The following is a 21,204-nucleotide window of genomic DNA, read 5'->3' as shown; positions in this document are numbered from 1 at the left end:
GTAGGCCTTCGCCTCGCCACCGAACTTGGCCGACAGAATCGTCGTGATCGCCGCCGTCAGCGTCGTCTTGCCATGGTCCACGTGACCAATCGTGCCCACGTTCACGTGCGGCTTGGTCCGTTCAAACTTGCCTTTTGCCATCTTGCGCTCCTGCGGCGGTCGAGATCAAAAAAACGACATCGAAAGCGGTGGTGCCCATGGCGCGGATCGAACGCGCGACCTCTCCCTTACCAAGGGAGTGCTCTACCACTGAGCCACATGGGCATCGACACAGGTCTGGAAGCGCATCTCAGGAAACTTGCACATCCCGACACACCCAGACCGGTGCCGACGAATCACTCACAACTCTCACACAATCCGGGCACCCGGCCAGCCCAATGAGCCAGCCCGACACCACCCACGATCCCGCTTTCTGGAGCGGGAAACGGGAATCGAACCCGTGTCATTAGCTTGGAAGGCTAAGGTTCTACCATTGAACTACTCCCGCGGGGATTCGTTCCTCGAATTGTGCTCTGCTGGTGGAGGAGGCTGGATTCGAACCAGCGTACGCATAGCGGGCAGATTTACAGTCTGCTGCCTTTAACCACTCGGCCACCCCTCCGCAGAGCCTTGCACTATAGCACGCATCACTCGGCCGAAGCAAGCGCACCGCGAATCCGAAGATGGAAATGTCGCAGCCGGCTGCAAGGTGACGCAAGCGGCATGGCCAGCTCAAGCCAGCGACCAATTCAGCCCCGGCACCAAGGCCATCGCCGCCGAGAAATGACCACACCCGATGAAAGGCACCGGCGGCCGGCGAGCCGACAGCGGCGAAGGATGGTTCGCCTGCAGCAACAGATGGCGGCCTGGCGCAGCCTGCTCAATCAGTCCGGCCTTGGCCTGGGCATGGCCGCCCCACAGCATGAAGACGGTTGGCGTTGCACGGCGGGCAACCGCCAGGATCAGCGCATCGGTCAGCACCTCCCAGCCTCGCTTGGCATGGCTGGCTGGCTGGCCGTCTTCCACCGTCAGCGAGGTGTTCAGCAGCAACACGCCTTGCTGCGCCCACTTCAGCAAGTGGCCGTGACCGGGCGGCTTCAGCCCCAGGTCGCGCTGCAGTTCGACAAAGATGTTGCCCAGGCTGCGCGGCGGCCTGACGCCGAGCGGCACCGAAAACGACAGCCCCTCGGCCTGGCCCGGCCCGTGGTACGGGTCCTGGCCCAGGATCACCACCTTGACCGCTGCCAGCGGTGTCAACGCCAGCGCGCGCAGCGGTGCGCTGGGGTAGATGGTCGCACCAGCCTCGCGGCGGCCGTCTACATGCGCCACCAGCGCCTGCCCTGCGGCGCTGGCCCGCCAGGCTTGCACCACGGGCTGCCAGTCGGGCGCGGTGTCCGCGAGCAGTTCGTCCAGCGGCCGCGTCAGCCGGTTGCCAGGCTGCGCGGCTTGGCCAAAAAGATCACCCATCGTGTTCAGGCGGAGGTGCCGAACAGCGCGGCCAGCGCCTCGCCAGGCTGTGCCGCGCGCATGAAAGCCTCGCCGACCAGGAAGCTGGACACGCCAGCCTCGCGCATGCGCGCCACGTCCGCAGCACCGAGGATGCCGGATTCGGTGACCAGCAACCGGTCCGCCGGAACGTCGCGCCGCAGATCCAGCGTCACGTCCAGCGAGACCTCGAAGCTGCGCAGGTCGCGGTTGTTGATGCCCAGCAGCGGCGTGCGGAGCTTCAGCGCCCGCGCCAGTTCCTGCGCGTCGTGCACTTCGACCAGCACGTCCAGCCCCAGCGCCATCGCCGCTGCTTCCAGGTCGACCATCTGTCCGTCACTCAGGCAGGCGGCGATCAGCAGGATGCAGTCCGCGCCCATCGCGCCGGCTTCCATCACCTGGTATTCGTCGACCATGAAGTCCTTGCGCAGCACCGGCAGCTTGCAGGCGGCACGCGCCTGCTGCAGATAGGCCGTGCAGCCCTGGAAGAACTGCGCATCGGTCAGCACGCTGAGGCAGGCCGCGCCGTGTGCCGCATAGCTCTGCGCGATCTCGGCCGGCATGAAATGCTCGCGCAGCACGCCTTTGCTCGGGCTGGCCTTCTTGACCTCGGCGATCACCGCCGCCTGTCGGCTGGCCAGCTTGGCACGCAGCGCGCCCTCGAAGCCGCGGCGCTCGCCGCGCCGCTGCTCGGCCTCGTCGCGCAGGCTGGCCAGCGAACGCTTCGCGCGCCCCGCGGCCACCTCTTCGTACTTCACATCGACGATGCGCCGCAGGATGTCCGGGATCATGTCAACTCCCCGATTGCCGAGTGCTGCAATTGACCCTCCGAGAGGATCGGGCCTTGCTTGGAGCGGCCCGGCGCTGCGGCCCGCGGAGACTGCTGGCTCATGCGGTGCATCATGCTGCAGGCCGAAACCGGTTGGTCACGGCGATGAACTCTTCCAGCTTGGCCTTGGCCGCACCGGACGCCACCGCCTCCCGCGCACGCTGCACGCCTTCCGCCACCGTGCGCGCCACGTTCGCGCAATACAGCGCGGCACCGGCGTTCAGCAGCACGATGTCGCGCACCGGTCCGTCCTCATTGCCCAGCGCGCGCTGGATGCAGGCCACCGATTCGGCCTGGTTGGCCACGCGCAGCACGCGGCTGTCATAGACCGGCAGGCCGAAATCGGCGGGATGCACCGTGTACTCGCGCACCTCGCCGTCCTTCAGCTCGCCGACCATGGTCTCGCCCGACAGCGAGATCTCGTCCATGCCATTCATGCCGTAGACCACCATCACGTGCTCGGCCTGCAGGCGCTGCAGCACGCGCACCTGGATGCCGACCAGGTCCGGGTGGAACACGCCCATCAGCTGGTTCGGCGCGCCAGCCGGGTTGGTCAACGGGCCCAGGATGTTGAAGATGGTGCGCACGCCCAACTCCTTGCGCACCGGCGCGGCATGCTTCATCGAGGCATGGTGGTTGGGTGCGAACATGAAGGCGATGCCGCACTCTTCCAGGCATTCGGCAACCTGCTGCGGCGACAGGCCGATGAAGGCCCCCAGCGCCTCGACCACGTCGGCGCTGCCGGAGGTGGACGACACGCTGCGCCCGCCATGCTTGGCCACGCGCGCACCCGCAGCGGCAGCCACGAAGGTCGACGCGGTGGAGATGTTGAAGGTGTGCGAGCTGTCGCCGCCGGTGCCGACGATGTCGACCAGGCCGGTGCGGTCGGCCACCGGCACCAGCGTGGCGAATTCCCGCATCACCTGCGCCGCGGCGGCGATCTCACCGATCGACTCCTTCTTCACGCGCAGGCCGACGGCAAAGGCCGCGATCATCACCGGCGACATCTCGCCACTCATGATGCGGCGCATCAGCGTCAGCATCTCGTCGTGGAAGATTTCGCGGTGCTCGATGACGCGGGTCAGCGCGTCGGTGTTGCTGATGCTCATGGCGGAATCCGGTTCAGTGCAAGGTCTCGCGCAGGACGGCAATCGCCTGAGTGATCTGTTCGCGGCTCACGTCCAGGTGCGTGACAAAACGCAGCTGCTGGTACAGCCCGGTGCAGCGCAGGCCACGCTCGGCCAGGCGCTCAACCACGCCACGCCCGCCGCGCCGCGCCAGTTCCGGCACCAGCTCGACAAACACGATGTTGGTCTGCGGCGCGGTGACGCTGACACCCGGCAACCCGGCCAGCCCTTCGGCCAGCAGGCGCGCATGGGCATGGTCCTCGGCCAAGCGGTCGATGTGGTGGTCCAGCGCATGGTTCGCCGCCGCGGCCAGCACGCCGACCTGCCGCAGCCCGCCGCCGGTCATCTTGCGCCAGCGGTGCGCCCGGGATATGAACGCCTGCGAGCCGCACAGCATCGAGCCGATGGGCGCGCCCAGGCCCTTGCTGAAGCAGACCGAAACGCTGTCGAACAGGCCGGCGATCTGACGTGCAGCCGCGCGGGCATCGCCGGCCTCGCCCGCCGTGGCTACCGCGGCATTGAACAGCCGCGCGCCGTCCAGGTGACAGGCCAGGCCGCGCTCGCGCGCCAGTGCCGTGGCGTCGCGCAGGTAGGCCATCGGCATCACCTTGCCGCCGATGGTGTTCTCCAGCGCCAGCAGACGGCTGCGCGCGAAGTGCGCGTCGTCGGGCTTGATGGCCGCTGCAATGTCGGCCAGCGCCAGCGTGCCATCAGGCTGGTGGTCCAGTGGTTGCGGCTGGATGCTGCCCAGCACCGCGGCGCCACCACCTTCCCAGCGGTAGGTGTGGGCCATCTGGCCGACGATGTATTCGTCGCCGCGCTGGCAATGCGCCATCAGCCCGCACAGGTTGCTCTGCGTGCCGCTGGCCATGAACAGGCCGGCCTCGAACCCCAGCATCTCGGCCAAGCGCGCCTGCAAGGCATTCACCGTTGGATCGTCGCCAAACACATCGTCGCCAACTTCAGCGCCGGCCATCGCCTCGCGCATCGCCGCAGTGGGTTGTGTGACCGTGTCGCTTCTCAAATCGATCATGCCGCCACCCTGACGCGGCTCATCTGGATGAAATTGCGCAGCATCGCGTGGCCGTGTTCGGACAGCACCGATTCCGGGTGGAACTGCACGCCTTCCAGCGGCGCGGCGCTGCCGGCCAGCTCGCGGTGGCGCACGCCCATGATCTCGCCGTCGTCGGAGGTGGCACTGATCTCCAGCTCGGCCGGCAGGCTCTCGCGTTCGATCGCCAGCGAGTGGTAGCGGATCACCGTGAACTCTTCCGGCAGGCCGTCGTAGACGCCGCGGCCGTCGGTGTGCAACCGGCTGGTCTTGCCGTGCATCTGCTTTTGCGCCCGCACGATCTTGCCGCCCAAAGCGGCGCCAATGCTCTGGTGGCCCAGGCACACGCCCAGGATGGGCAGCTTGCCGATGAAGTGGCGAATGGCGGGGACGCAGATGCCGGCTTCGGCCGGCGAGCAGGGGCCGGGCGAGAGCACCAGCATCGCGGGCTTCAGCCCGGCAATGCCTTCCAGCGTGATCTCGTCATTGCGGTAGACCTTCACCTCCTGGCCCAGCTCGGCAAAGTACTGCACCAGGTTGAAGGTGAACGAGTCGTAGTTGTCGATCATCAGCAGCATATGTGCTCTATCCCATTGATTACATTGGGTGTTTGTTCGTCACCCACGTTTCATACCCGCTTTGAGACCCGCTTTTCCTGTCGCTGGCGTGGCCGGCGCGATGTGCTGGGTGGGGAGCTGAGGCGCCCGTGCGGGCGCAATAGGTCGGTCAGGCTGATGGCTTGCGCCAACGCCAACCGAAGAGCGCCGCCGAGGAAAGGGGCTTCGCGAACATGGGTTGATTATGGCCGCCCTTCAGGCCCACGCCTCGTCCAGCGCCTTCGCGCTGCTGCTGCGTGGCAAGCGAGAATCTTGGCCACAACCTCACCGCCTGCGAAGCCGCGCACCCGCCATGCCAACACCCACCGCCCGCAAATTGCCCGCCAAGTCCGCCAAAGGCCGAGCGAGCCCTGCGGCCGAGCCGCGCCTGTCGCGCACGCGCCGCCCGCCCGAGACAGCCGTCGCCGACTGGCAGACCGCGTTGCGGCGCCAGTTCGGCCGCGAGCAGCGCTTCGGCCTGGAGAACCTGGGTGCCGACCCTGTGTTCTCGGACTTCCGCGTGCACAACCCAGCCAGCGGCACCCGCTACCGTGTGGCGATTCGAGGCCGTGCGCTGGGCCAGAACTTCTGCACCTGCCCGGACTTCGCCACCAACGACCTGGGCACCTGCAAGCACATCGAGTTCACGCTCGCCAAGCTGGAGGCCAGGCGCGGCGGCAAGGCTGCACTGGCCAGGGGATTTCAGCCCGGGTTCAGCGAGATATGGCTGGACTACGCGGGCCAGCGCCAGGTGCGTTTCCGGGCCGGGAAGCTTTGCCCACCCGCGCTGCTGGCACGCGCACGGGAACTGTTCGATGCGACCGCCGGCTGGGCCTTGCCCAGGGACCGACTTGACGGACTCGATGCATTGGTGGGTGCCGCGCGGGAAGGCGGCCACGAGCTGCGCTGCCATGACGATGTCTGGCAGTTCATCGCCCAGATCCGCGACGGCGAGCGGCGTCAAGCGGCCCTGGCCGAGGCCTACCCGAAAGCCGCCAAGGACAAGGCGCTCGCCAAGCTGCTGAAGGTCAGGCTCTACCCGTACCAGGCAGAGGGCGCGCTGTTCGCCGCGCGCGCCGGCCGGGCGCTGATTGGCGACGAGATGGGCCTGGGCAAGACGATTCAGGCCGTCGCTGCGGCCGAGCTGTTCGCCCGCCACTTCGGCGTGCAACGCGTGCTGGTGGTCTGCCCCACGTCGCTCAAGCACCAGTGGAAAAACGAGTTCGCGCGCTTCTCCGAGCGTGAGGCCCAGGTGGTCCACGGATTGCGCGCGCAGCGGCAGCTGCAATACCGCGAAGACGCTTTCTGCAAGATCACCCACTACGAGACCCTGGCGCGCGATGCCGACCTGATCGAAGCCTGGGCACCCGAACTCGTGATCGCCGACGAGGCGCAACGCATCAAGAACTGGAACACCGTCGCCGCTCGCGCGCTCAAGCGCATCACCAGCCCGTATGCCCTGGTGCTGACCGGCACGCCGCTGGAGAACCGACTGGAGGAACTGATCTCCATCGTGCAGTTCGTCGACCAGCACCGGCTGGGGCCCACCTGGCGGCTGCTCGACGAGCACCAGTCGCGCGACGACACCGGCCGCGTGATCGGCTACCGCGCGCTGGACCGCATCGGCCAGACCTTGGCGCCGGTGATGCTGCGCCGGCGCAAGGCCGAAGTGCTGGCACAACTGCCCGAGCGGGTGGACCAGCGCATCTTCGTGCCGCTGACGCCCGAGCAACGCGCGCATCACGACGAGAACGGCGGCGTCGTCACGCGCATCGTCTCACGCTGGCGCAAGACGGGTTACCTGTCGGACGCCGACCAGCGTCGCCTGCAATGCGCCTTGCAGAACATGCGCATGGCCTGCAACAGCACCTGGCTGCTCGACCACGAGACCGACCACGGCCACAAGGTCGACGAGTTGATGACACTGCTTGATGAACTGCTCGAAGACCCATCCGCCAAGGCCGTGGTCTTCAGCCAGTGGCTGGGCACGCATGAGTTGATCGTGCGCCGCCTGGCCAGTCGCAAGCGCAAAGGTGAAGGCCAGCGCGCCTGGGGCCACGTGCTTTTCAGCGGCAGCGTGCCAGGCGACAAGCGTGGCGCACTGGTCGAACAATTCCACAACGATCCGAATTGCCGGCTGTTCCTTTCCACCGACGCCGGCGGCGTGGGCCTGAACCTGCAGCACGCCGCGGCCGTGGTGGTCAACATGGACATGCCTTGGAACCCGGCGGTGCTGGAGCAGCGCATCGGCCGTGTGCACCGCATGGGCCAGTCGCGCGGTGTACAGGTGGTCAACTTCGTCGGCCAGGGCAGCATCGAGGAAGGCATGCTCTCGGTGCTGGCGTTCAAGAAGTCGCTGTTCGCAGGCGTGCTGGATGGCGGCGAGCGAGAAGTGTTCCTGCAGGGCACCCGCCTTTCCAAGTTCATGGAGAGCGTGGAGCAGGTGGCCGGCGCGATGGGCGAGGCCGACGGGGACCCTGCCGCGGAGCCGCCCCTTGCAACCGACACCAACGCCACCCGCTCGGCCACGGTCGAACCGTCGCCAGCCGGCGACGCGGTGGGCGTGCTTGCGGAAAGCACCGGGATGGCCGAACCCACGCTGGCGACGGCGCCAGCAGCCGTGGGGCAACCCTCGCGCGCCGAACCGGCCGATCCCTGGGCCGCCATCCTCGAAGCCGGCGCCGCACTGTTGCAGGGGCTGGCAACGTCGCGTGCAGCCGCGGGCGCAGCGCCTGGCGCCGCGCCCATCACGATCGAACGCGATCCGGTCAGCGGCCAGGCCAGCGTCCGCCTGCCCTTGCCCGACACCGCCGTGCTGCAACGCTTGGCCAAGGCGTTCGAGCCCTGGTTGCGGTGACGCGGCGCTGTCCGACGCAGCGGCTCAGTGCGCGCACGCCAAACTGCTCGAAGCCGACGAAGAATGGCATGCCCCAGCCTACCTTCGGACCAGGGGGAAGGCACAGGAAAGCGACGGTGCGGCAAACTGCAGGGGCCGCATCCAACCCACGCTTTGGCGCGTCAGGAAGGCCGGTAATCGCCCGGGCCGCGACCAAACCAGCGCTTGCAGGCTCGGTAGAAATTGCTGGGGTCGGAGAAGCCGAGCGCGAAACTCATCTCGGTGGGCGTGGCACCACCGCTGTCCAGAAAGCGCTGGGCCAACTCGCGCCGGGTCTCGTCCACCAGTTCGTGGAAACTGGTGCCAGCCTCGTTCAGGCGGCGCTGCAGCGTGCGTTCACTCATGCACAGCGCGCCCGCCACCTGCTCGCGCCGCGGGTCGCCGCGTGCGAGCAGCCGGCTCACCACCTGCCGCACCTGCGCCACCAGGCTGCCGCCCTGCTGTTCCAGCAGCCGGGTGGCGAGGCGTTCGCTCAGGTCGGCAATGGAGGGATCGGCAGTGGGCACGGGCAGGCTCAGGATGCTGGGCGGAAACTCCAACGCAAACTCGGACGCGCCGAAATGCACCGGCGCGCCAAAGGCCTCAAGCCAGGGCGAAGGGTCGGCAGGCGCCGGAAACGGGTGGTCCACCGCCGTGGGCTGGACCTGCTGGCCGCAGACCCACAAAAAACCGTGCATCAAGGTGGCTGCCATGAAGTCATAGCGCTGCTGCGCCACGGGCTGGTGGCCGGGCGACACCCGCAGCGTGACACGGCAGCGCTCGGCGCCCAGCTCCAGCCCCACCGAGGTGGTGGGAGAGATCACGCCGGTGAAGCGCGAGAACTGCTGCAAGGCGCAGCGCACGTCTTCGGCCGCCAGCACCAGGTGGGCCATGCCGCCCAAGCCCAGCATGGGCTGGCGGGGTGTCATCTTCAGGCCGATGGCCGGGTCGCCGGTGTGTGCCACGGCGGCGCGCCAGGCCATGTCGAAGAGGTCCGCCAAGTCCATCAGCGGCAGCACCTCATCCAGCGACCGCAGGCGCCCAGCGGCCATCAGCAGCATGTCCAGGTCCATGCCGAAACGCGAAAAACCATCGCGCATGGCCCGGTAGGCGCTGAGCTGGCGCAATGGAATGGTGTTCATGCCCCCTCCGGAGCGGGCGGGGCGGGTGAACGGCTGACTGCTGGCTTCAAACACGCGCAATACGCCCCCTTTTCAGGGTGGCGCGTAAAAAAGCACGATCGTGCGGTTGCAAGTCGCAACCATACCCGAAGCGTCAGCGCACGCCCATGCGAAGGAACCCGGGCGCCGTGACAGGGTGCACAGGGCGCTCAGAAGCCCTCTTCCACCAATTCCGCCGCGCGGATCAGCGCGCGCGCCTTGGCCTCGGTCTCCTGCCATTCCATCTCGGGCACCGAGTCGGCCACCACGCCGGCGGCCGCCTGCACGTACAGCGTGTTGCGCTGGACGATGCCGGTACGGATCGCGATCGCCACGTCCATGTCGCCGGCAAAGCTGAGGTAACCGCAGGCGCCGCCATAGATGCCGCGCTTGACCGGCTCCAGCTCGTCGATGATCTCCATCGCGCGGATCTTCGGCGCCCCGGTCAGCGTGCCAGCCGGGAAGCTGGCGCGCAGCACGTCCAGGTTGCTCATGCCGTCCTTCAGCAAGCCTTCGACGTGGCTGACCAGGTGCATCACATGCGAATAGCGCTCCACCACGAAGGCCTCGGTGACCTTGACCGAGCCGGTCTTGGCGATGCGGCCGATGTCGTTGCGTGCCAGGTCGATCAGCATCACGTGCTCGGCGCGCTCCTTCGGGTCATTGACCAGCTCGGTCTCCAGCGCCTGGTCCAGCTCGGGCGTGGCGCCGCGCGGGCGGGTGCCGGCAATCGGCCGGATCACGATCTTCTCGCCCTGCTCGCTGTGCTCGTGGCGCACCAGGATCTCGGGTGACGCGCCGACGATCTGGAAGTCGCCCATGTCATAGAAATACATGTACGGAGACGGGTTCAGCGAACGCAGCGCGCGGTACAGGCTCAGCGGGCTCTCGGTGTAGCGTTTCTTCAGGCGCTGGCCGATCTGCACCTGCATCATGTCGCCAGCGGCGATGTATTCCTTGGCCTTCAGCACCGCGGCCAGGTAGTCGGCCTTGTCGAACTCGCGTTCCACCGCGTAGCTCGGGCCGCGCTTGACCGGCGGCGCGGTGACGCTGTATTTGAGCTTGTCGGCCAGCTCGCCCAGCCGCTTCTTGGCCTTGAAATAGGCCTCGGGCTTGGACGGGTCGGCCCAGACGATCAGGTACAGCCGGCCCGAGAGGTTGTCGATGACCGCCAGTTCCTCGGTCTGCAGCAGCAGGATGTCGGGCGTGTCCAGCCCGCCAGGCTTGGTGGTGTCGGCCAGCTTCTTCTCGATGAAGCGCACCGTGTCGTAGCCGAAGTAGCCGGCCAGGCCGCCGCAGAAGCGCGGCAGGCCGGGTCGCAGCGCCGGCCTGAAGCGCTGCTGGTAGCTGGCGATGAAGTCCAGCGGATTGCCTTCGTGCACCTCCATGACTTCGCCATCCGTCACCACTTCGGTGCGCTGGCCGGTGGCGCGCAGCAGCGTGCGCGCCGGCAGGCCAATGAAGGAGTAGCGGCCGAAACGCTCGCCGCCCACGACCGATTCCAGCAGGAAGCTGTTGGCCAGGCCACCGGCCAGTTTCAGGTACAGCGACAGCGGCGTTTCGAGGTCGGCAAAGGCTTCCGCAATCAGCGCGATGCGGTTGTGGCCCTCTGCGGCGAGGCTCTTGAATTCAAGTTCAGTGATCACGGATCAGTTCTCCTGGCTGCCCAGCTCGTGCGTGCGAACACCGCATGCGCGCACGTGACCCAATGCAAGCGATTGGAACGATACGTGCTAAGACTTGGGCCGAGGTGGCGAGACGGTGCACACGCACCGCCCAGGGAGCCGGCTGCGAAATGCAGACCGGGCAACGGCAAACGAGGCTCAGGTCGAGCGGCGCCAGGGCCAGGCTCCCCGGTCGTGAGACGACGCCATCCATTTGCGCGAGGTGAACATGGGGCAAAGTGTAGCAGTGCCCCCGGCGCGAACCGGGGCTGAACCGCCACGCGGGCGGGCGTCTGACGCGGGTCCGTCCGCATGGACAGGCCGCGAAGCGCTTTGCGACACTGGCTGTCACAGTCGCTCACAAAGCGGCCCGCAAAGCGTTCATGCGCATCCCAGGCTGGCCGCCTCGCATCGGCGCGCCAGTCATGATCCATGCCAGAACGGAGACCCGCACCCTTCCTGAACCTGAATCTTTCGCCGCGCTGCTGGGCATCTGGCTACCCTGGCCCTGCCGGCTTGCCGGCCTCCCGAGTTGTCGGCCCCACCCCGGCCGTTTCTTGAACCTGCTGCGCCGCGGACGATCTCCGCGGCCGGCCCGTTGGCTGAATAACAAAGATGGACTCTGCTGTCGTTGTGACCTGCCTGTCGGTGGCATTGCTGGCAGGCCTGCCTGCTGTCGCCCAGACGGCCAAACCGGCCACCCCTGCCAAAACCGCCGCTGCGGCATCTGCCCCCGCCGACGACGACCTTGCGCCACCGCCAGGCTTCGAGCTGAGCGACCGCGTCAAGCGCGAAGCCGCACGGCCGATGTACTGGATCAAGATGCACGCCGAGCCGGCCAAGGAGCCGGCGAAGGAAACCGCCAAGGCCCCGTCGCCTGCGCCCGCGCGCCCCCCGGCGCCAGTGGCCCCGCCCGCCGCACCGGCCGTGGCCACCAAGGAACCGGCCAAGGACATCCCCAAGGACGCCGGCCTCAACCACACGCCCGCCACGGCAACAGCGGCTGCTGCCGTGGCCCCGCAGGCCAAGGCCAGCCCGCCCCTGGGAGACGGCCCGGTCTCGCTCGCCACCGGCGCGCAGCTGGCCACCAGCAACCCCGGCGCCAGCGGCGGCCCTCCCGCGGCGGGCCCGGCGCCTGCGCCGACCGCGACCGCGCCGGCCGAACAGGCCGTGGCGCTGGCCACGCCCAGCGTCGCGCCGCCGGTGGCCAAGCCGCCCGCGCCGCCGCCACCGGCCCCGGTCGAAGACCTGAGCCCCGTGCAACTGGTCATCCTGAACGGCCGTGAACCGCAGTTCCCGGATTCGCTGATGCGCCGGCTGCGCAAAGGCACGGTTCAGATCCGCATCGACGTGAACAACGCTGGCGAGGTCACCGAGACCAACGTGGTGCAAAGCAGCAACCCGCGGCTGGACCAGCCGGCGATGGAAGCGGTGCGGGCGATGCGCTTCCAGCCCATCCGCCGCCCGACAACCGCAATCCTGAATTTCGGGTTCGACCTGGACAGCTGAAGCGCATCCGCTCAGCGCAGCAGTTCGACCAGGCTGTCCACCACGGCATCCGGCGCGGCGCTTTCGGCCGGCTCGCCGTGGTTGTAGCCGTAGCGCACCAGCACGACAGGGCAACCTGCCGCACGCGCGGCCTGCGCGTCGTTGCGCGAGTCGCCCACCATCAGCGTGCGCGCCGGCAGCGTGCCCAGCGCCTCGCAGGTCTTTTGCAGCGGCAGAGGATCCGGCTTCTTGCGCTCGAACGCGTCGCCGCCAAAAGTCAGTTCGAAAAAAGGCGCCAGGCCTTTGCGGGCCAGCAGCTGCGTGGCAAACACACCCGGCTTGTTGGTCAGGCAGGCCAGGCGCCAACCCGCCGCGCGCATTGCAGCAAGGCCGTGGACCACGCCGGCATAGACCTCGGCCGCCTCGCCGTTGACGGTGTCGTAGTGGCGTTGATAAGCCGCCCAGCCCCCCTCGTAAAGCGCAGCCGGCGCGCCGACCTCGGCCAGCGTGCAGCGGATCAAATGTTCCGAGCCCTGGCCCACCGTGCGCTCGATGAACGGGCGGCCGACCGACGCCAGGCCCAGCTCGGCGAGCATGCGGTTCAGCGCCAGGTCGAAATCACCCAGCGTGTCCACCATCGTGCCGTCCAGGTCCACGATGGCGGCGTCGAAATCGCGGGGGCGCAAGGGCAGTGCGTTCACATTCGGCAAGCAGAGTCGAAGCGGGCATTGTCCCCGCTCAAGCGCTCCACACCTCGCGCACCACCGCGCCCACGGCCTGCACCGCGGGCGCCACCTGCCCCGCCGGCCGCGAGGCCCAGCAGATCCAGGTGCGGCCCTGCCAGCCGGGCCAGATGACCAGCTCACCGCGGCGCTGCGCTTCCTCAGCCTGGTCGCGCCGCACGATGCCTGCGCCCAGGCCGCTGGCCACCATGCTGCGCACGGCCCCTTCGGTGTCGGCCATTGCACCGGGCCGGTAGACGCCACCGCCCGCGGCGAACAGTTGCTCCTGGTGCTGGCGCAAGGTGCAGGTGGGCGGCGTGCCGACCCAGGGCAGCGCGACCAGCGCCTGCAGGCTGGGCGCGGCGTCGGCAAGCCCCATGGGCAGGCCCACCACCAGCTCGGCCGGCCCCAGGCGCTGGATCTCCAGCCCGGCCATGCTCTCCAGGTCGGTCATCGCGTAGGCCGCGTCCAACTCGCCGCGCTGCACCTGCAGCAGCAGGTCGGCCGACAGGCCCTGGCTGAGCTGCAGCGAGACCTGCGGGTGCCGCTCGGCCAGCCGCACCAGCGCGTCGCCCAGGCGCAGCGCCACCGGGTCGCTCACGGTGCCCATGCGCACAACGCCCTGCACCTCGCCGCGCAGTTGCGCCGCAGCGCTGCGCATGCGGCCGGCGGCGGCCAGCGTGCGCTCGGCCTCGTCCAGCAGGCGCTGGCCGGGTTCGGTCAGCGTCATGCCGCGGGCCGAGCGGTCGAACAGCTTGACGCCCAGCTCGTCCTCCAGCGCCTTGAGCTGCGCGCTGACGGCCGGCGGGCTGGTGAAGACCCGCTCGGCGGCGCGCGTCAGGTTGCCCTCGCGGGCCACCGCGACAAAGGTCTTGAGTTGGTAAAGCTCCATGGTCAGCGATGGTACGGACGGGCCGCCGCGCTGTCCGTTCGCTTTGGCCGAACACCCGATCCAAACATGCAAATGGATGCGCATGCGAAGGCCGCCCAGACTGCAGTCCATCGTTTGATCGCAGAAGGCACATCCCCATGGACACCACCCAGACCTCCCGCAGTTCGGCCATGCTGAGCCTGGTCTTCGCCACCGTCGCCTGGGGCAGCCTGTTCCTGGTCGGCAAGCCGCTGCTGCGCGAGCTGGATCCTGCCTGGTTCACGCTGCTGCGCTACACCGGCGCCACGCTGGTGCTGCTGGCCCTGCTGCGGCTGCGCGGCCCGCTGCCGCTGGCCAGCCTGCGGGCGGACGCCCTGCCCTTCGCGCGGATGGGGCTGGCTGGCTTCGGCTTCTTCAGCGTGCTGGTGCTGTGGGGCCTGGCGCATTCGCAGCCTTCGCATGGCGCGGTCATCATGGCCACCATGCCCATCACCACGCAGATGGTGCGCTGGTGGCGGGACGGCGTGGCCCCCACGCGCAGCACCTTGTTCGGGACCGCGCTGGCGCTGCTGGGCGTGTGCATCGTCGCCGGGGTGGGCCTGCAACAGGAGACCGGCAGCCCCAGCGTCACCACAACGACATGGCGCGGCGACCTGGCCGCCTGGGTCGGCACGCTGGGCTGGATTGCCTACACCCGCGGCAGCGCCCGCTGGGCCCGGCTGGACGTGCTGACCTTCAGCACCTGGACAGCCGTGGCCGCCTGGCCGCTGCTGCTGGCCGCCGCGGTGCTGAGCAGCCTGCTGGGCTGGAGCCGCTGGCCCACGCTGGCACTGGTGGCGGACCACGCACTGCCGCTGGCCTACATCGGCCTGGTGCCCTCGGCGCTCGCAGTGCTGGCCTTCAACCGCGGCGTGAAGACGCTGGGCGCCGTCACCGGCACGGCCTTCCTGAACCTGGTCCCCGTCTCTGCCCTGCTGCTCGGTGCGCTGCTGGGCCATGTGCCGAGCGCCCGCGAGCTGCTGGGCGTGGCGATGGTGATCGGTGCGCTGCTGCTGCACACCGCCGCGCAACGCAGTGCAGCAGCGCCTGCTGCACGGGCGCGCGCCAGTCAGGCCGGCGCGCCGTGCACCGCGGCACCGTGAGCCGTCTTCAGCGCGCCAGCTCGGCCCGCATCTGGTCGATCACGGCCCTGTAGTCCGGCTTGCCGAAGATCGCGCTGCCGGCCACGAAGGTGTCGGCGCCCGCGTCGGCGATGCGGCGGATGTTGTCGACCTTCACGCCGCCGTCGATCTCCAGGCGGATGTCCCTGCCGGAGGCGTCGATGATCTTGCGCACCTGCTCGGCCTTGCGCAGCGTGTTCTCGATGAAGCTCTGGCCGCCGAAGCCGGGGTTCACGCTCATCAGCAACACCACGTCAACCTTGTCGATGACCCACTCCAGCACGTCGACGCCGGCCGCCGGGTTGAACACCAGGCCGGCCTGGCAGCCTTCGGCCTTGATCAGCTGCAGCGTGCGGTCCACGTGGGTGGCGGCATCGGGGTGGAAGGTGATGATGTCGGCGCCCGCCTTGGCAAAGGCCTGGGCCAGCGCGTCCACCGGCTGCACCATCAGGTGCACGTCGATCGGCGCGGGCGTGCCGTCGGGCTTCACGGCGTGTTTTTTCAGCGCTTCGCAGACCATCGGGCCGAAGGTCAGGTTCGGCACGTAGTGGTTGTCCATCACGTCGAAGTGGATCCAGTCGGCACCGGCGGCGAGCACGTTGCGCACCTCCTCGCCCAGGCGGGCAAAGTCGGCGGACAGGATGCTGGGCGCGATGCGGAAGGTCTTGCTGGACATGGAATTGAGCGGCAAAAAGCCGTGGCCTGACGAGGAAAACCGGGAATTTTAGGAGGGCTTGCTAGGATTCGCCCATGACCCCTGCCCAATTCGCCTGCACGGTGGTGACGCAATACCTGCCCGAAGAGTCTTCTTCTTCCGAGCAGGTCTATGCCTTCGCCTACACCATCACCGTGCGCAACACCGGCCCGGTGGCCGCCCAGTTGGTCGCCAGACACTGGATCATCACCGACAGCGCCGGCCATGAAGAGCAGGTACGCGGGCTGGCCGTGGTCGGCCACCAGCCGGTGCTCAAGCCCGGCGAACAGTTCGAATACACCAGCTGGACCCGGCTGGCCACGCCCCGCGGCCAGATGAAGGGCACCTTCTTCTGCATCAGCGAAGACGCGCACTGGTTCGAGACGCCAGTGCCCGAGTTCGAGCTGCTGTTGCCGCAGGCCCTGCACTGATGGCAGGCCAGCGCTGGGACCTGACGGCGCTGCTCAACGCAGCCGATCCCAACGCCCCGGCGGTCGAGCGCCATTTGTGGATGGTGCGGCTGCTGGAGTGGCTGCGCAGCGTGCCGGCCGAGCCGGCCGCCGCCGAAGCGGCACCCGCCGTGGCGGCACCGGTGCCGGCAACGGTCGAACTGGCCCCGCCACCGGCCGCCGAGCCGCCGCCGCCCGCCGCCGGCAACAGCCCCACGCCGTGGCCGCTGCGCCGGCTGCGCCACTTGCTGAACATGCTGGACCGCAACCCCGAGCACCGGGAGCGCATCAGCGTGTTGCTGCAGCGCTCGATGGCCGGGCTGGACGCCACTGGTCTACTGGCCGACTTCGGTTTCTCGCCGCGCCAGGGCTTTTTCAGCGAGCTGGCCGAGCGGCTGCGCCTGGCCACGCTGCCCGGCACGCCGCAGACCCAGGACCTGGGCGAGCTGTTCCTGCTGCTGTTCGAGGACGACGAGGCCGAGACGGCCTGGATTGAGGCCATCGACAACCAGACACTGCATCGCACGCTGGCGCTGTTCGTGCCGGACGCTGACGCCCGCCCCTGGCGCGCGGTGATGGTCGAGTCCATCCAGCTGCTGGCGAGCCAGTTCCGCGCCAGCGGCCTGTCAGCCGAAATGCGCCAGCGCATGGACCCGGCCCTGCGCACCGACCGCCCGTTCCACCAGGTGGTGCAGGCCGCGGAAGGCCTGCGCGCCTCGCTGCGCGAGCTGCAGGACGATGCTGGCAGCGCGCATGCCATGCAGGCGCTGGCCCAGCAGGCGCACTACCTGCGCGCGGTGCTGGCGGCCGGCCTCACCGCGGCCGACAGCGTGCGCGGCCACCTGGACGACTACGGCATCTCGGTCGACCTGGTGTTCCAGATCAATCAGCTGCGTGGCCGGGCCGAGCGCATGGAAGCGCTGCTGGCCTGCCTGATGGGCAGTGACCCCGCGCCGGACCTGCGCCGGCTGCTGGGCGAGCTGGTGCGCGCCGGCATCGAGCGGCGCGGCATCGGCAAGCTGTTCACCCGCCACTACGCGCTGCTGGCGCGCAAGGTGACCGAGCGCAGCGCCGACACCGGTGAGCACTACATCACCCGCGACAGCACCGAATACCGCGACATGCTGCGCATGGCTGCGGGCGGCGGCGCGGTGATCGGCCTGACGACGATGGTCAAGTTCATGCTCACCGCGCTGGCCCTGCCCGCCTTCTGGGCCGGCTTCAGCGCTGGCAGCAATTACGCGATCAGCTTTGTCGTGATCTACCTGCTGCACTGGACCGTCGCCACCAAGCAGCCGGCGATGACCGCGCCCAGCCTCGCGCGCCGGCTCGAAGGCATCTCATCCAGCGACGCGGCGCTGCAGCGCTTCGTTGACGAAGTGGCTCACCTGCTGCGCTCGCAGTTCGCCGGCATCGTCGGCAACCTGAGTGCGGTGGTGCCGGTGGTGCTGGGGCTGCAAATCCTGTCTTGGCTGACCTTCGGCGCACCGCTGATCGGCCAGGCCCAGGCCCACTACGCACTGCACAGCACCACGCTGCTCGGGCCGACCGCGCTGTACGCCGCCTTCACCGGCGTGCTGCTGTTCGCCTCCAGCCTGATCGCCGGCTGGGCCGAGAACTGGTTCGTCTTCCACCGGCTGGACAGTGCCATTGCCTGGAACCCGCGCTTCATCCAGCGCCTGGGCGCCGCCCGCGCGCTGCGCTGGTCACGCTGGTGGCGCGACAACATCGCCGGCGTCACCGCCAATGTCTCGCTGGGGATGATGCTGGGCCTGGTGCCGGCACTGGCCGGCATCTTCGGCCTGCCGCTGGAGGTGCGCCACGTCACGCTGTCCACCGGCCAGATCTTCGCCGCGCTGGGCACGCTGGGCTGGCCGCTGCTCAACGAACCGGGCTTCTGGTGGTGCATCGCCGGCATCCCCGTCACCGGCCTGCTGAACCTGGGCGTGAGCTTCGCGCTGGCCTTCCGGCTGGCCATGGTTTCGCAAGGCCTGAAGCTGCGCGACCGCGGCCGCATCTACGCCGCGCTGCGCCAGCGCTGGCGCCAGGCGCCGGGCAGCTTTTTCAAGCCATCGAAGCCACCCGCCTGAGACAAGCTCAGGGCTTGTCGTCCTCCGAGCGGTCCCGCTCGCCGCCGCGCCGGCCCGAGAACATCGTCCACCAGATCACAAAGACCAGCAACGCCCCGGCGCCCAAGGCCTCCAGCACAAACCACCCCATGCCGTCTCCGCGTTTGTTGAGAAGAATTGTTGACCGGCCATTGTGTGCGCTGGCCGCTGTGGCCTTGACGGTGCTGCTGGCCAGTTGCGCCGTCACGCCACCCGGCACGCCCGGCTCGGCTTCGCCCGGCCAGCCCACCACCGCGCCCACGCCGCCGGTCATCCGCCTGCCGCCGCCCGCCGGCACCGTCGAGCGCAACCGCTCGCGCTGGGTGCCGGCCTCCTTCTCCGAGCTGCCCGGCTGGCAGGACGAACAGCTCAGTGACTGGTGGCCGGCCATGCGCCAGGGCTGCCAGAACCCGCCCACGGCCTGGGCCACGCTGTGCACCGAAGTCCGCCAGACCAGCGGCTTGCCCGATGGCCTGCTGCTGCGCCTGTGGGCCGAAAGCAAGCTGCAGGTCTACCGCGTGGAGTCGCTGGACGGCGACCCGGCCGGCCTGCTCACCGGCTACTTCGAGCCCGAGGTCGCCGCCAGCCGCAGGCCGGCCTGGAACCGCAAGGTGCCGCTCTACGGACCGCCGGCCGACCTGGTGCCGAAGAAGCCGTACTGGACCCGCCAGCAGCTCGACACCCTGCCGGCCGCGCGCAGCGCGCTTCAGGGCCGCGAGATCGCCTGGGTCGAAGACCCGCTGGACGCGCTGATCCTGCAGATCCAGGGCTCCGGCCGGCTGATGCTCACCGAGCCCGACGGCGGCCAGCGCCTCATCCGCCTGGCCTTCGCCGGCCACAACGAACAGCCTTACAAGTCCATCGGCCGCTGGCTGATCGACCAGGGCGAGCTCACACCCGCGCAAGCCTCCTGGCCCGGCATCAAGGACTGGGCGCGCCGCAACCCCCGCCGCGTGCAGGAAATGCTCTGGCAGAACCCCCGCTACGTCTTCTTCCGCGAAGAGCCGCTGCTGGACCCCACTGTCGGCCCCAAGGGCGCGCAAGCCGTGCCCCTCACCCCCGGCCGCTCCATCGCCGTCGACCCCCAAAGCGTGCCCTACGGCACCCCCGTGTGGCTGGACACCACCGAACCCCTGTCCACCAAGCCCCTGCAACGCCTGGTCATGGCCCAGGACACCGGCAGCGCCATCACCGGCGCCGTCCGCGCCGACTTCTTCTGGGGCTGGGGCGATGAAGCTGAAGCCAATGCCGGGCGCATGAAGCAGGGGTTGAAGATGTGGGTGCTGTGGCCGAAGGGGTGAGCGGGGATTCGTCAAATCCGCACGCCATCCCTCGCTGAGATTCAGGACGCCTTGACCAGGCTTCGAACCTTGTCCGTGGGCAGCTTGCACTGCCCTTTTGGCTTCATTCCCGGAGCCAAACAAGCCTGCCAAGCTCGAAGCTCTGCCAACTTGGACACAAGCTGATCCAGCTGGCAGGCCTGCGCATTGGCCTCTGGCCAATCGAAACCACCACTTTGTGCTTCTCGCTTGCGGCAGGCTTTCATGGTTTCCGCCGCAAACAGCGCCGGATTGAACATGCGCAAGGCATTGCGCTGCGCCCCAGTCTTGGCTTCCAGAGCACTGCCGTACGCCTCCTTTGCCAGTTCTGCGTACACCTCGGTGTTGCGCAAGATCAGGCACGCAGCCTGCCCCTCGCTGCCGCCCGATCCGCAAGGATCGTCGCGTTGAAGATTCCAGGCCGACAGCGACAACAGCGGCACCTCATCGCCGGCCGAGCGCAGCTCAAGGCCGGCCACACCAGCCTCCGCATTGAACCGATTCACGAGGTAGAGGGACATGCGAAAGGGCGCTTTCCCCATTGAACAAGCCCCCATTTGCTCGTCCATGGGCGTCACGTCCGTCACCAGTTGATAGCGCCCCTGCCCCCGAGGATCCAAAGAAAACACCGGCACCGCCGACCGGTACGCGAAGGAACCGCAACTGGGTACCTTGATCACGGTCTCGTCTATCGACAGCACCGCGCCGACCGCACCTTCACGGCTGGCGTAGGTCACCCGCCATTCGCCGCATTGCGGACACGCCATCGGAGTGGCGACATCCGGCTCGATGGCACCCACCCAGCCAGCAGCCAATGCCAGCGCCGCCGCTGCGATCCACTTCTTCATTCGCCCTCCCGGAACCATTCGGTCAACTTGCTTCGGCTGAACGCCGCTCAGCGCGACTGCCGCTCAACATAGTCGCGCAGCACGCCATCCATCCTGGACTGCCAGCCTTCGCCGGTCGACTTGAAATAGGCCACCACCTCAGGGCTGTAGCGCACCGAGACCAGCAGCTTCTTGCTCTCGGACTTGGGCCGGCCGCGCAAAGCAACCTTTGCCGGCACCATGGCCTTCAGCTGCTTGGGCGTGAGTGGCTGGGCATCCGGGTCGGACTTGGCCGCAGCCACGATGGCCTTGTCCTCTTTCACGGTGGGCATCACCACCATCGGGCGCTTAGAAATTTTCGACATAGTGCTTCACCTCTCGGCGGGTGGCGCGACGCAAGCTGATGATCCGGCGCGCTTCGCCTCTGTCCACAAAGGCCACGTAGTACAGCGTCTGGGTCTCGGGAGCGAGCGCAACCATGCGCAGTTCGCCGTACTCGTAGCGCTCATCGATCCAGACCAGAGCGGCATCCCAGTCCAATTGGGCGGCCACCGCCAAGGACACACCGTGCTTGACCACATTGACCACGTCCTTGGTTGGATCGAATTCGATTTCCATCAATTAATGTAGCTACCGAAAATGAAGGCTGTCAACCGACGACCCCGGTTGTCGTGTTGCGGTTTCCCACATCGCACACTGCGGGTTTTTACCGATGATGGCGGGTTGGACTCGGCTGGCTCTGCTTTCTTTCGACAGCAGGCCGGTGGGTCCATGCGTGCCGGCGCAGAGCCGGCCTGTCC

At 68.3% G+C, this 21,204-nt stretch carries 21 protein-coding genes and 3 tRNA genes; 6 read left to right on the top strand and 18 right to left on the bottom strand.

The window, feature by feature from the left end; genetic code table 11:
* The 9 genes from ACAH41_RS11490 to ACAH41_RS11450 all read right to left on the bottom strand — a co-directional run.
* A partial coding sequence (locus ACAH41_RS11490) for a GTP-binding protein (protein ID WP_310625867.1) occupies positions 1-141 on the bottom strand: 141 nt, incomplete at its 3' end.
* A 48-nt stretch (positions 142-189) separates the two neighbouring features.
* Positions 190-264: transfer RNA gene (locus tag ACAH41_RS11485), tRNA-Thr, on the bottom strand.
* A 149-nt stretch (positions 265-413) separates the two neighbouring features.
* A tRNA-Gly gene (locus tag ACAH41_RS11480) sits at positions 414-487 on the bottom strand.
* A 29-nt stretch (positions 488-516) separates the two neighbouring features.
* Positions 517-601: transfer RNA gene (locus ACAH41_RS11475), tRNA-Tyr, on the bottom strand.
* 110 nt (positions 602-711) lie between these two features.
* Positions 712-1,446 (bottom strand): uracil-DNA glycosylase, encoded by a 735-nt coding sequence (locus tag ACAH41_RS11470; protein WP_325654594.1) that lies wholly within the window; start codon positions 1,444-1,446, stop codon positions 712-714.
* A 5-nt stretch (positions 1,447-1,451) separates the two neighbouring features.
* Positions 1,452-2,252, bottom strand: a complete 801-nt coding sequence (trpC, locus tag ACAH41_RS11465) for an indole-3-glycerol phosphate synthase TrpC (RefSeq protein ID WP_325654604.1) — start codon at positions 2,250-2,252, stop codon at positions 1,452-1,454.
* A 112-nt stretch (positions 2,253-2,364) separates the two neighbouring features.
* Positions 2,365-3,402 carry an anthranilate phosphoribosyltransferase gene (trpD, locus tag ACAH41_RS11460; RefSeq protein WP_325654592.1) on the bottom strand — a complete coding sequence of 346 codons (1,038 nt, stop codon included), beginning with the start codon at positions 3,400-3,402 and terminating at the stop codon, positions 2,365-2,367.
* Between the two features lie 13 nt (positions 3,403-3,415).
* Complete coding sequence (gene ltaE, locus ACAH41_RS11455) at positions 3,416-4,453, bottom strand: low-specificity L-threonine aldolase (RefSeq protein WP_325654590.1); 1,038 nt, start codon at positions 4,451-4,453, stop codon at positions 3,416-3,418.
* Positions 4,450-5,049 (bottom strand): aminodeoxychorismate/anthranilate synthase component II, encoded by a 600-nt coding sequence (locus ACAH41_RS11450; RefSeq protein WP_325654588.1) that lies wholly within the window; start codon positions 5,047-5,049, stop codon positions 4,450-4,452. Before ACAH41_RS11450 ends, ltaE begins: the two co-directional genes overlap by 4 nt.
* Positions 5,050-5,380: 331 nt before the next feature.
* On the opposite strand from ACAH41_RS11450, the gene ACAH41_RS11445 reads away from it, so the two are divergent.
* Positions 5,381-7,924: a DEAD/DEAH box helicase gene (locus tag ACAH41_RS11445; protein WP_325654586.1), complete on the top strand. Its 2,544-nt coding sequence runs from the start codon at positions 5,381-5,383 to the stop codon at positions 7,922-7,924.
* 161 nt (positions 7,925-8,085) lie between these two features.
* On the opposite strand, the gene ACAH41_RS11440 is transcribed toward ACAH41_RS11445, so the two are convergent.
* Both ACAH41_RS11440 and trpE read right to left on the bottom strand, forming a co-directional pair.
* A complete protein-coding gene (locus ACAH41_RS11440; protein ID WP_325654584.1) occupies positions 8,086-9,084 on the bottom strand; it encodes an AraC family transcriptional regulator ligand-binding domain-containing protein in 999 nt (332 codons plus the stop codon).
* A 188-nt stretch (positions 9,085-9,272) separates the two neighbouring features.
* Positions 9,273-10,748 (bottom strand): anthranilate synthase component I, encoded by a 1,476-nt coding sequence (gene trpE, locus ACAH41_RS11435; RefSeq protein WP_325654583.1) that lies wholly within the window; start codon positions 10,746-10,748, stop codon positions 9,273-9,275.
* A 633-nt stretch (positions 10,749-11,381) separates the two neighbouring features.
* Here trpE and ACAH41_RS11430 point away from each other — a divergent pair.
* Complete coding sequence (locus tag ACAH41_RS11430) at positions 11,382-12,275, top strand: TonB family protein (RefSeq protein ID WP_325654581.1); 894 nt, start codon at positions 11,382-11,384, stop codon at positions 12,273-12,275.
* Positions 12,276-12,286: 11 nt separating this feature from the next.
* Here the strand turns inward: ACAH41_RS11430 and gph are convergent, their stop codons facing one another.
* Positions 12,287-12,946, bottom strand: a complete 660-nt coding sequence (gene gph, locus ACAH41_RS11425) for a phosphoglycolate phosphatase (protein WP_325654603.1) — start codon at positions 12,944-12,946, stop codon at positions 12,287-12,289.
* A 46-nt stretch (positions 12,947-12,992) separates the two neighbouring features.
* Positions 12,993-13,868, bottom strand: coding sequence for a LysR family transcriptional regulator (locus ACAH41_RS11420; RefSeq protein WP_325654580.1), 876 nt, complete (start codon positions 13,866-13,868; stop codon positions 12,993-12,995).
* Positions 13,869-14,005: 137 nt separating this feature from the next.
* Here ACAH41_RS11420 and ACAH41_RS11415 point away from each other — a divergent pair, with 137 nt between their 5' ends.
* Positions 14,006-14,989, top strand: coding sequence for a DMT family transporter (locus ACAH41_RS11415; RefSeq protein ID WP_325654579.1), 984 nt, complete (start codon positions 14,006-14,008; stop codon positions 14,987-14,989).
* Positions 14,990-14,996: 7 nt separating this feature from the next.
* On the opposite strand, the gene rpe is transcribed toward ACAH41_RS11415, so the two are convergent.
* The gene (gene rpe, locus ACAH41_RS11410) at positions 14,997-15,683 is read right to left on the bottom strand and encodes a ribulose-phosphate 3-epimerase (protein WP_325654578.1); all 687 of its coding nucleotides are present in this window, start codon (positions 15,681-15,683) and stop codon (positions 14,997-14,999) included.
* Positions 15,684-15,757: 74 nt separating this feature from the next.
* Between rpe and apaG the strand changes: the two genes are divergently transcribed.
* Complete coding sequence (gene apaG, locus ACAH41_RS11405) at positions 15,758-16,132, top strand: Co2+/Mg2+ efflux protein ApaG (protein ID WP_325654576.1); 375 nt, start codon at positions 15,758-15,760, stop codon at positions 16,130-16,132.
* Positions 16,132-18,240 carry a site-specific recombinase gene (locus ACAH41_RS11400; RefSeq protein WP_325654575.1) on the top strand — a complete coding sequence of 703 codons (2,109 nt, stop codon included), beginning with the start codon at positions 16,132-16,134 and terminating at the stop codon, positions 18,238-18,240. The genes apaG and ACAH41_RS11400 overlap by 1 nt, the downstream gene beginning before the upstream one ends.
* A 7-nt stretch (positions 18,241-18,247) precedes the next feature.
* Here the strand turns inward: ACAH41_RS11400 and ACAH41_RS11395 are convergent, their stop codons facing one another.
* On the bottom strand, positions 18,248-18,370 hold the full coding sequence (locus tag ACAH41_RS11395) for a hypothetical protein (protein WP_325654574.1): 123 nt from the start codon (positions 18,368-18,370) through the stop codon (positions 18,248-18,250).
* Here ACAH41_RS11395 and ACAH41_RS11390 point away from each other — a divergent pair.
* Complete coding sequence (locus ACAH41_RS11390) at positions 18,369-19,559, top strand: MltA domain-containing protein (RefSeq protein ID WP_325654572.1); 1,191 nt, start codon at positions 18,369-18,371, stop codon at positions 19,557-19,559. The two genes, ACAH41_RS11395 and ACAH41_RS11390, sit on opposite strands and share 2 nt — an antisense overlap.
* Positions 19,560-19,600: 41 nt before the next feature.
* Here the strand turns inward: ACAH41_RS11390 and ACAH41_RS11385 are convergent, their stop codons facing one another.
* Genes ACAH41_RS11385 through ACAH41_RS11375 form a run of 3 tightly spaced genes read right to left on the bottom strand, consistent with a single transcriptional unit; the run spans position 19,601 to position 21,022 of the window.
* Positions 19,601-20,425 (bottom strand): hypothetical protein, encoded by an 825-nt coding sequence (locus tag ACAH41_RS11385; RefSeq protein WP_325654571.1) that lies wholly within the window; start codon positions 20,423-20,425, stop codon positions 19,601-19,603.
* Between the two features lie 47 nt (positions 20,426-20,472).
* A complete protein-coding gene (locus ACAH41_RS11380; RefSeq protein WP_325654569.1) occupies positions 20,473-20,769 on the bottom strand; it encodes a BrnA antitoxin family protein in 297 nt (98 codons plus the stop codon).
* The gene (locus ACAH41_RS11375) at positions 20,753-21,022 is read right to left on the bottom strand and encodes a BrnT family toxin (protein WP_325654567.1); all 270 of its coding nucleotides are present in this window, start codon (positions 21,020-21,022) and stop codon (positions 20,753-20,755) included. The genes ACAH41_RS11380 and ACAH41_RS11375 overlap by 17 nt, the downstream gene beginning before the upstream one ends.
* Positions 21,023-21,204 lie beyond the last annotated feature (182 nt).

Origin of the sequence: Ideonella sp. (assembly GCF_041287625.1) — a bacterium.
Taxonomy (GTDB): domain Bacteria; phylum Pseudomonadota; class Gammaproteobacteria; order Burkholderiales; family Burkholderiaceae_C; genus Ideonella.
The sequence above is the reverse complement of the archived record's forward strand: the minus strand, read 5'-3'. Positions and strand labels throughout refer to the sequence as shown.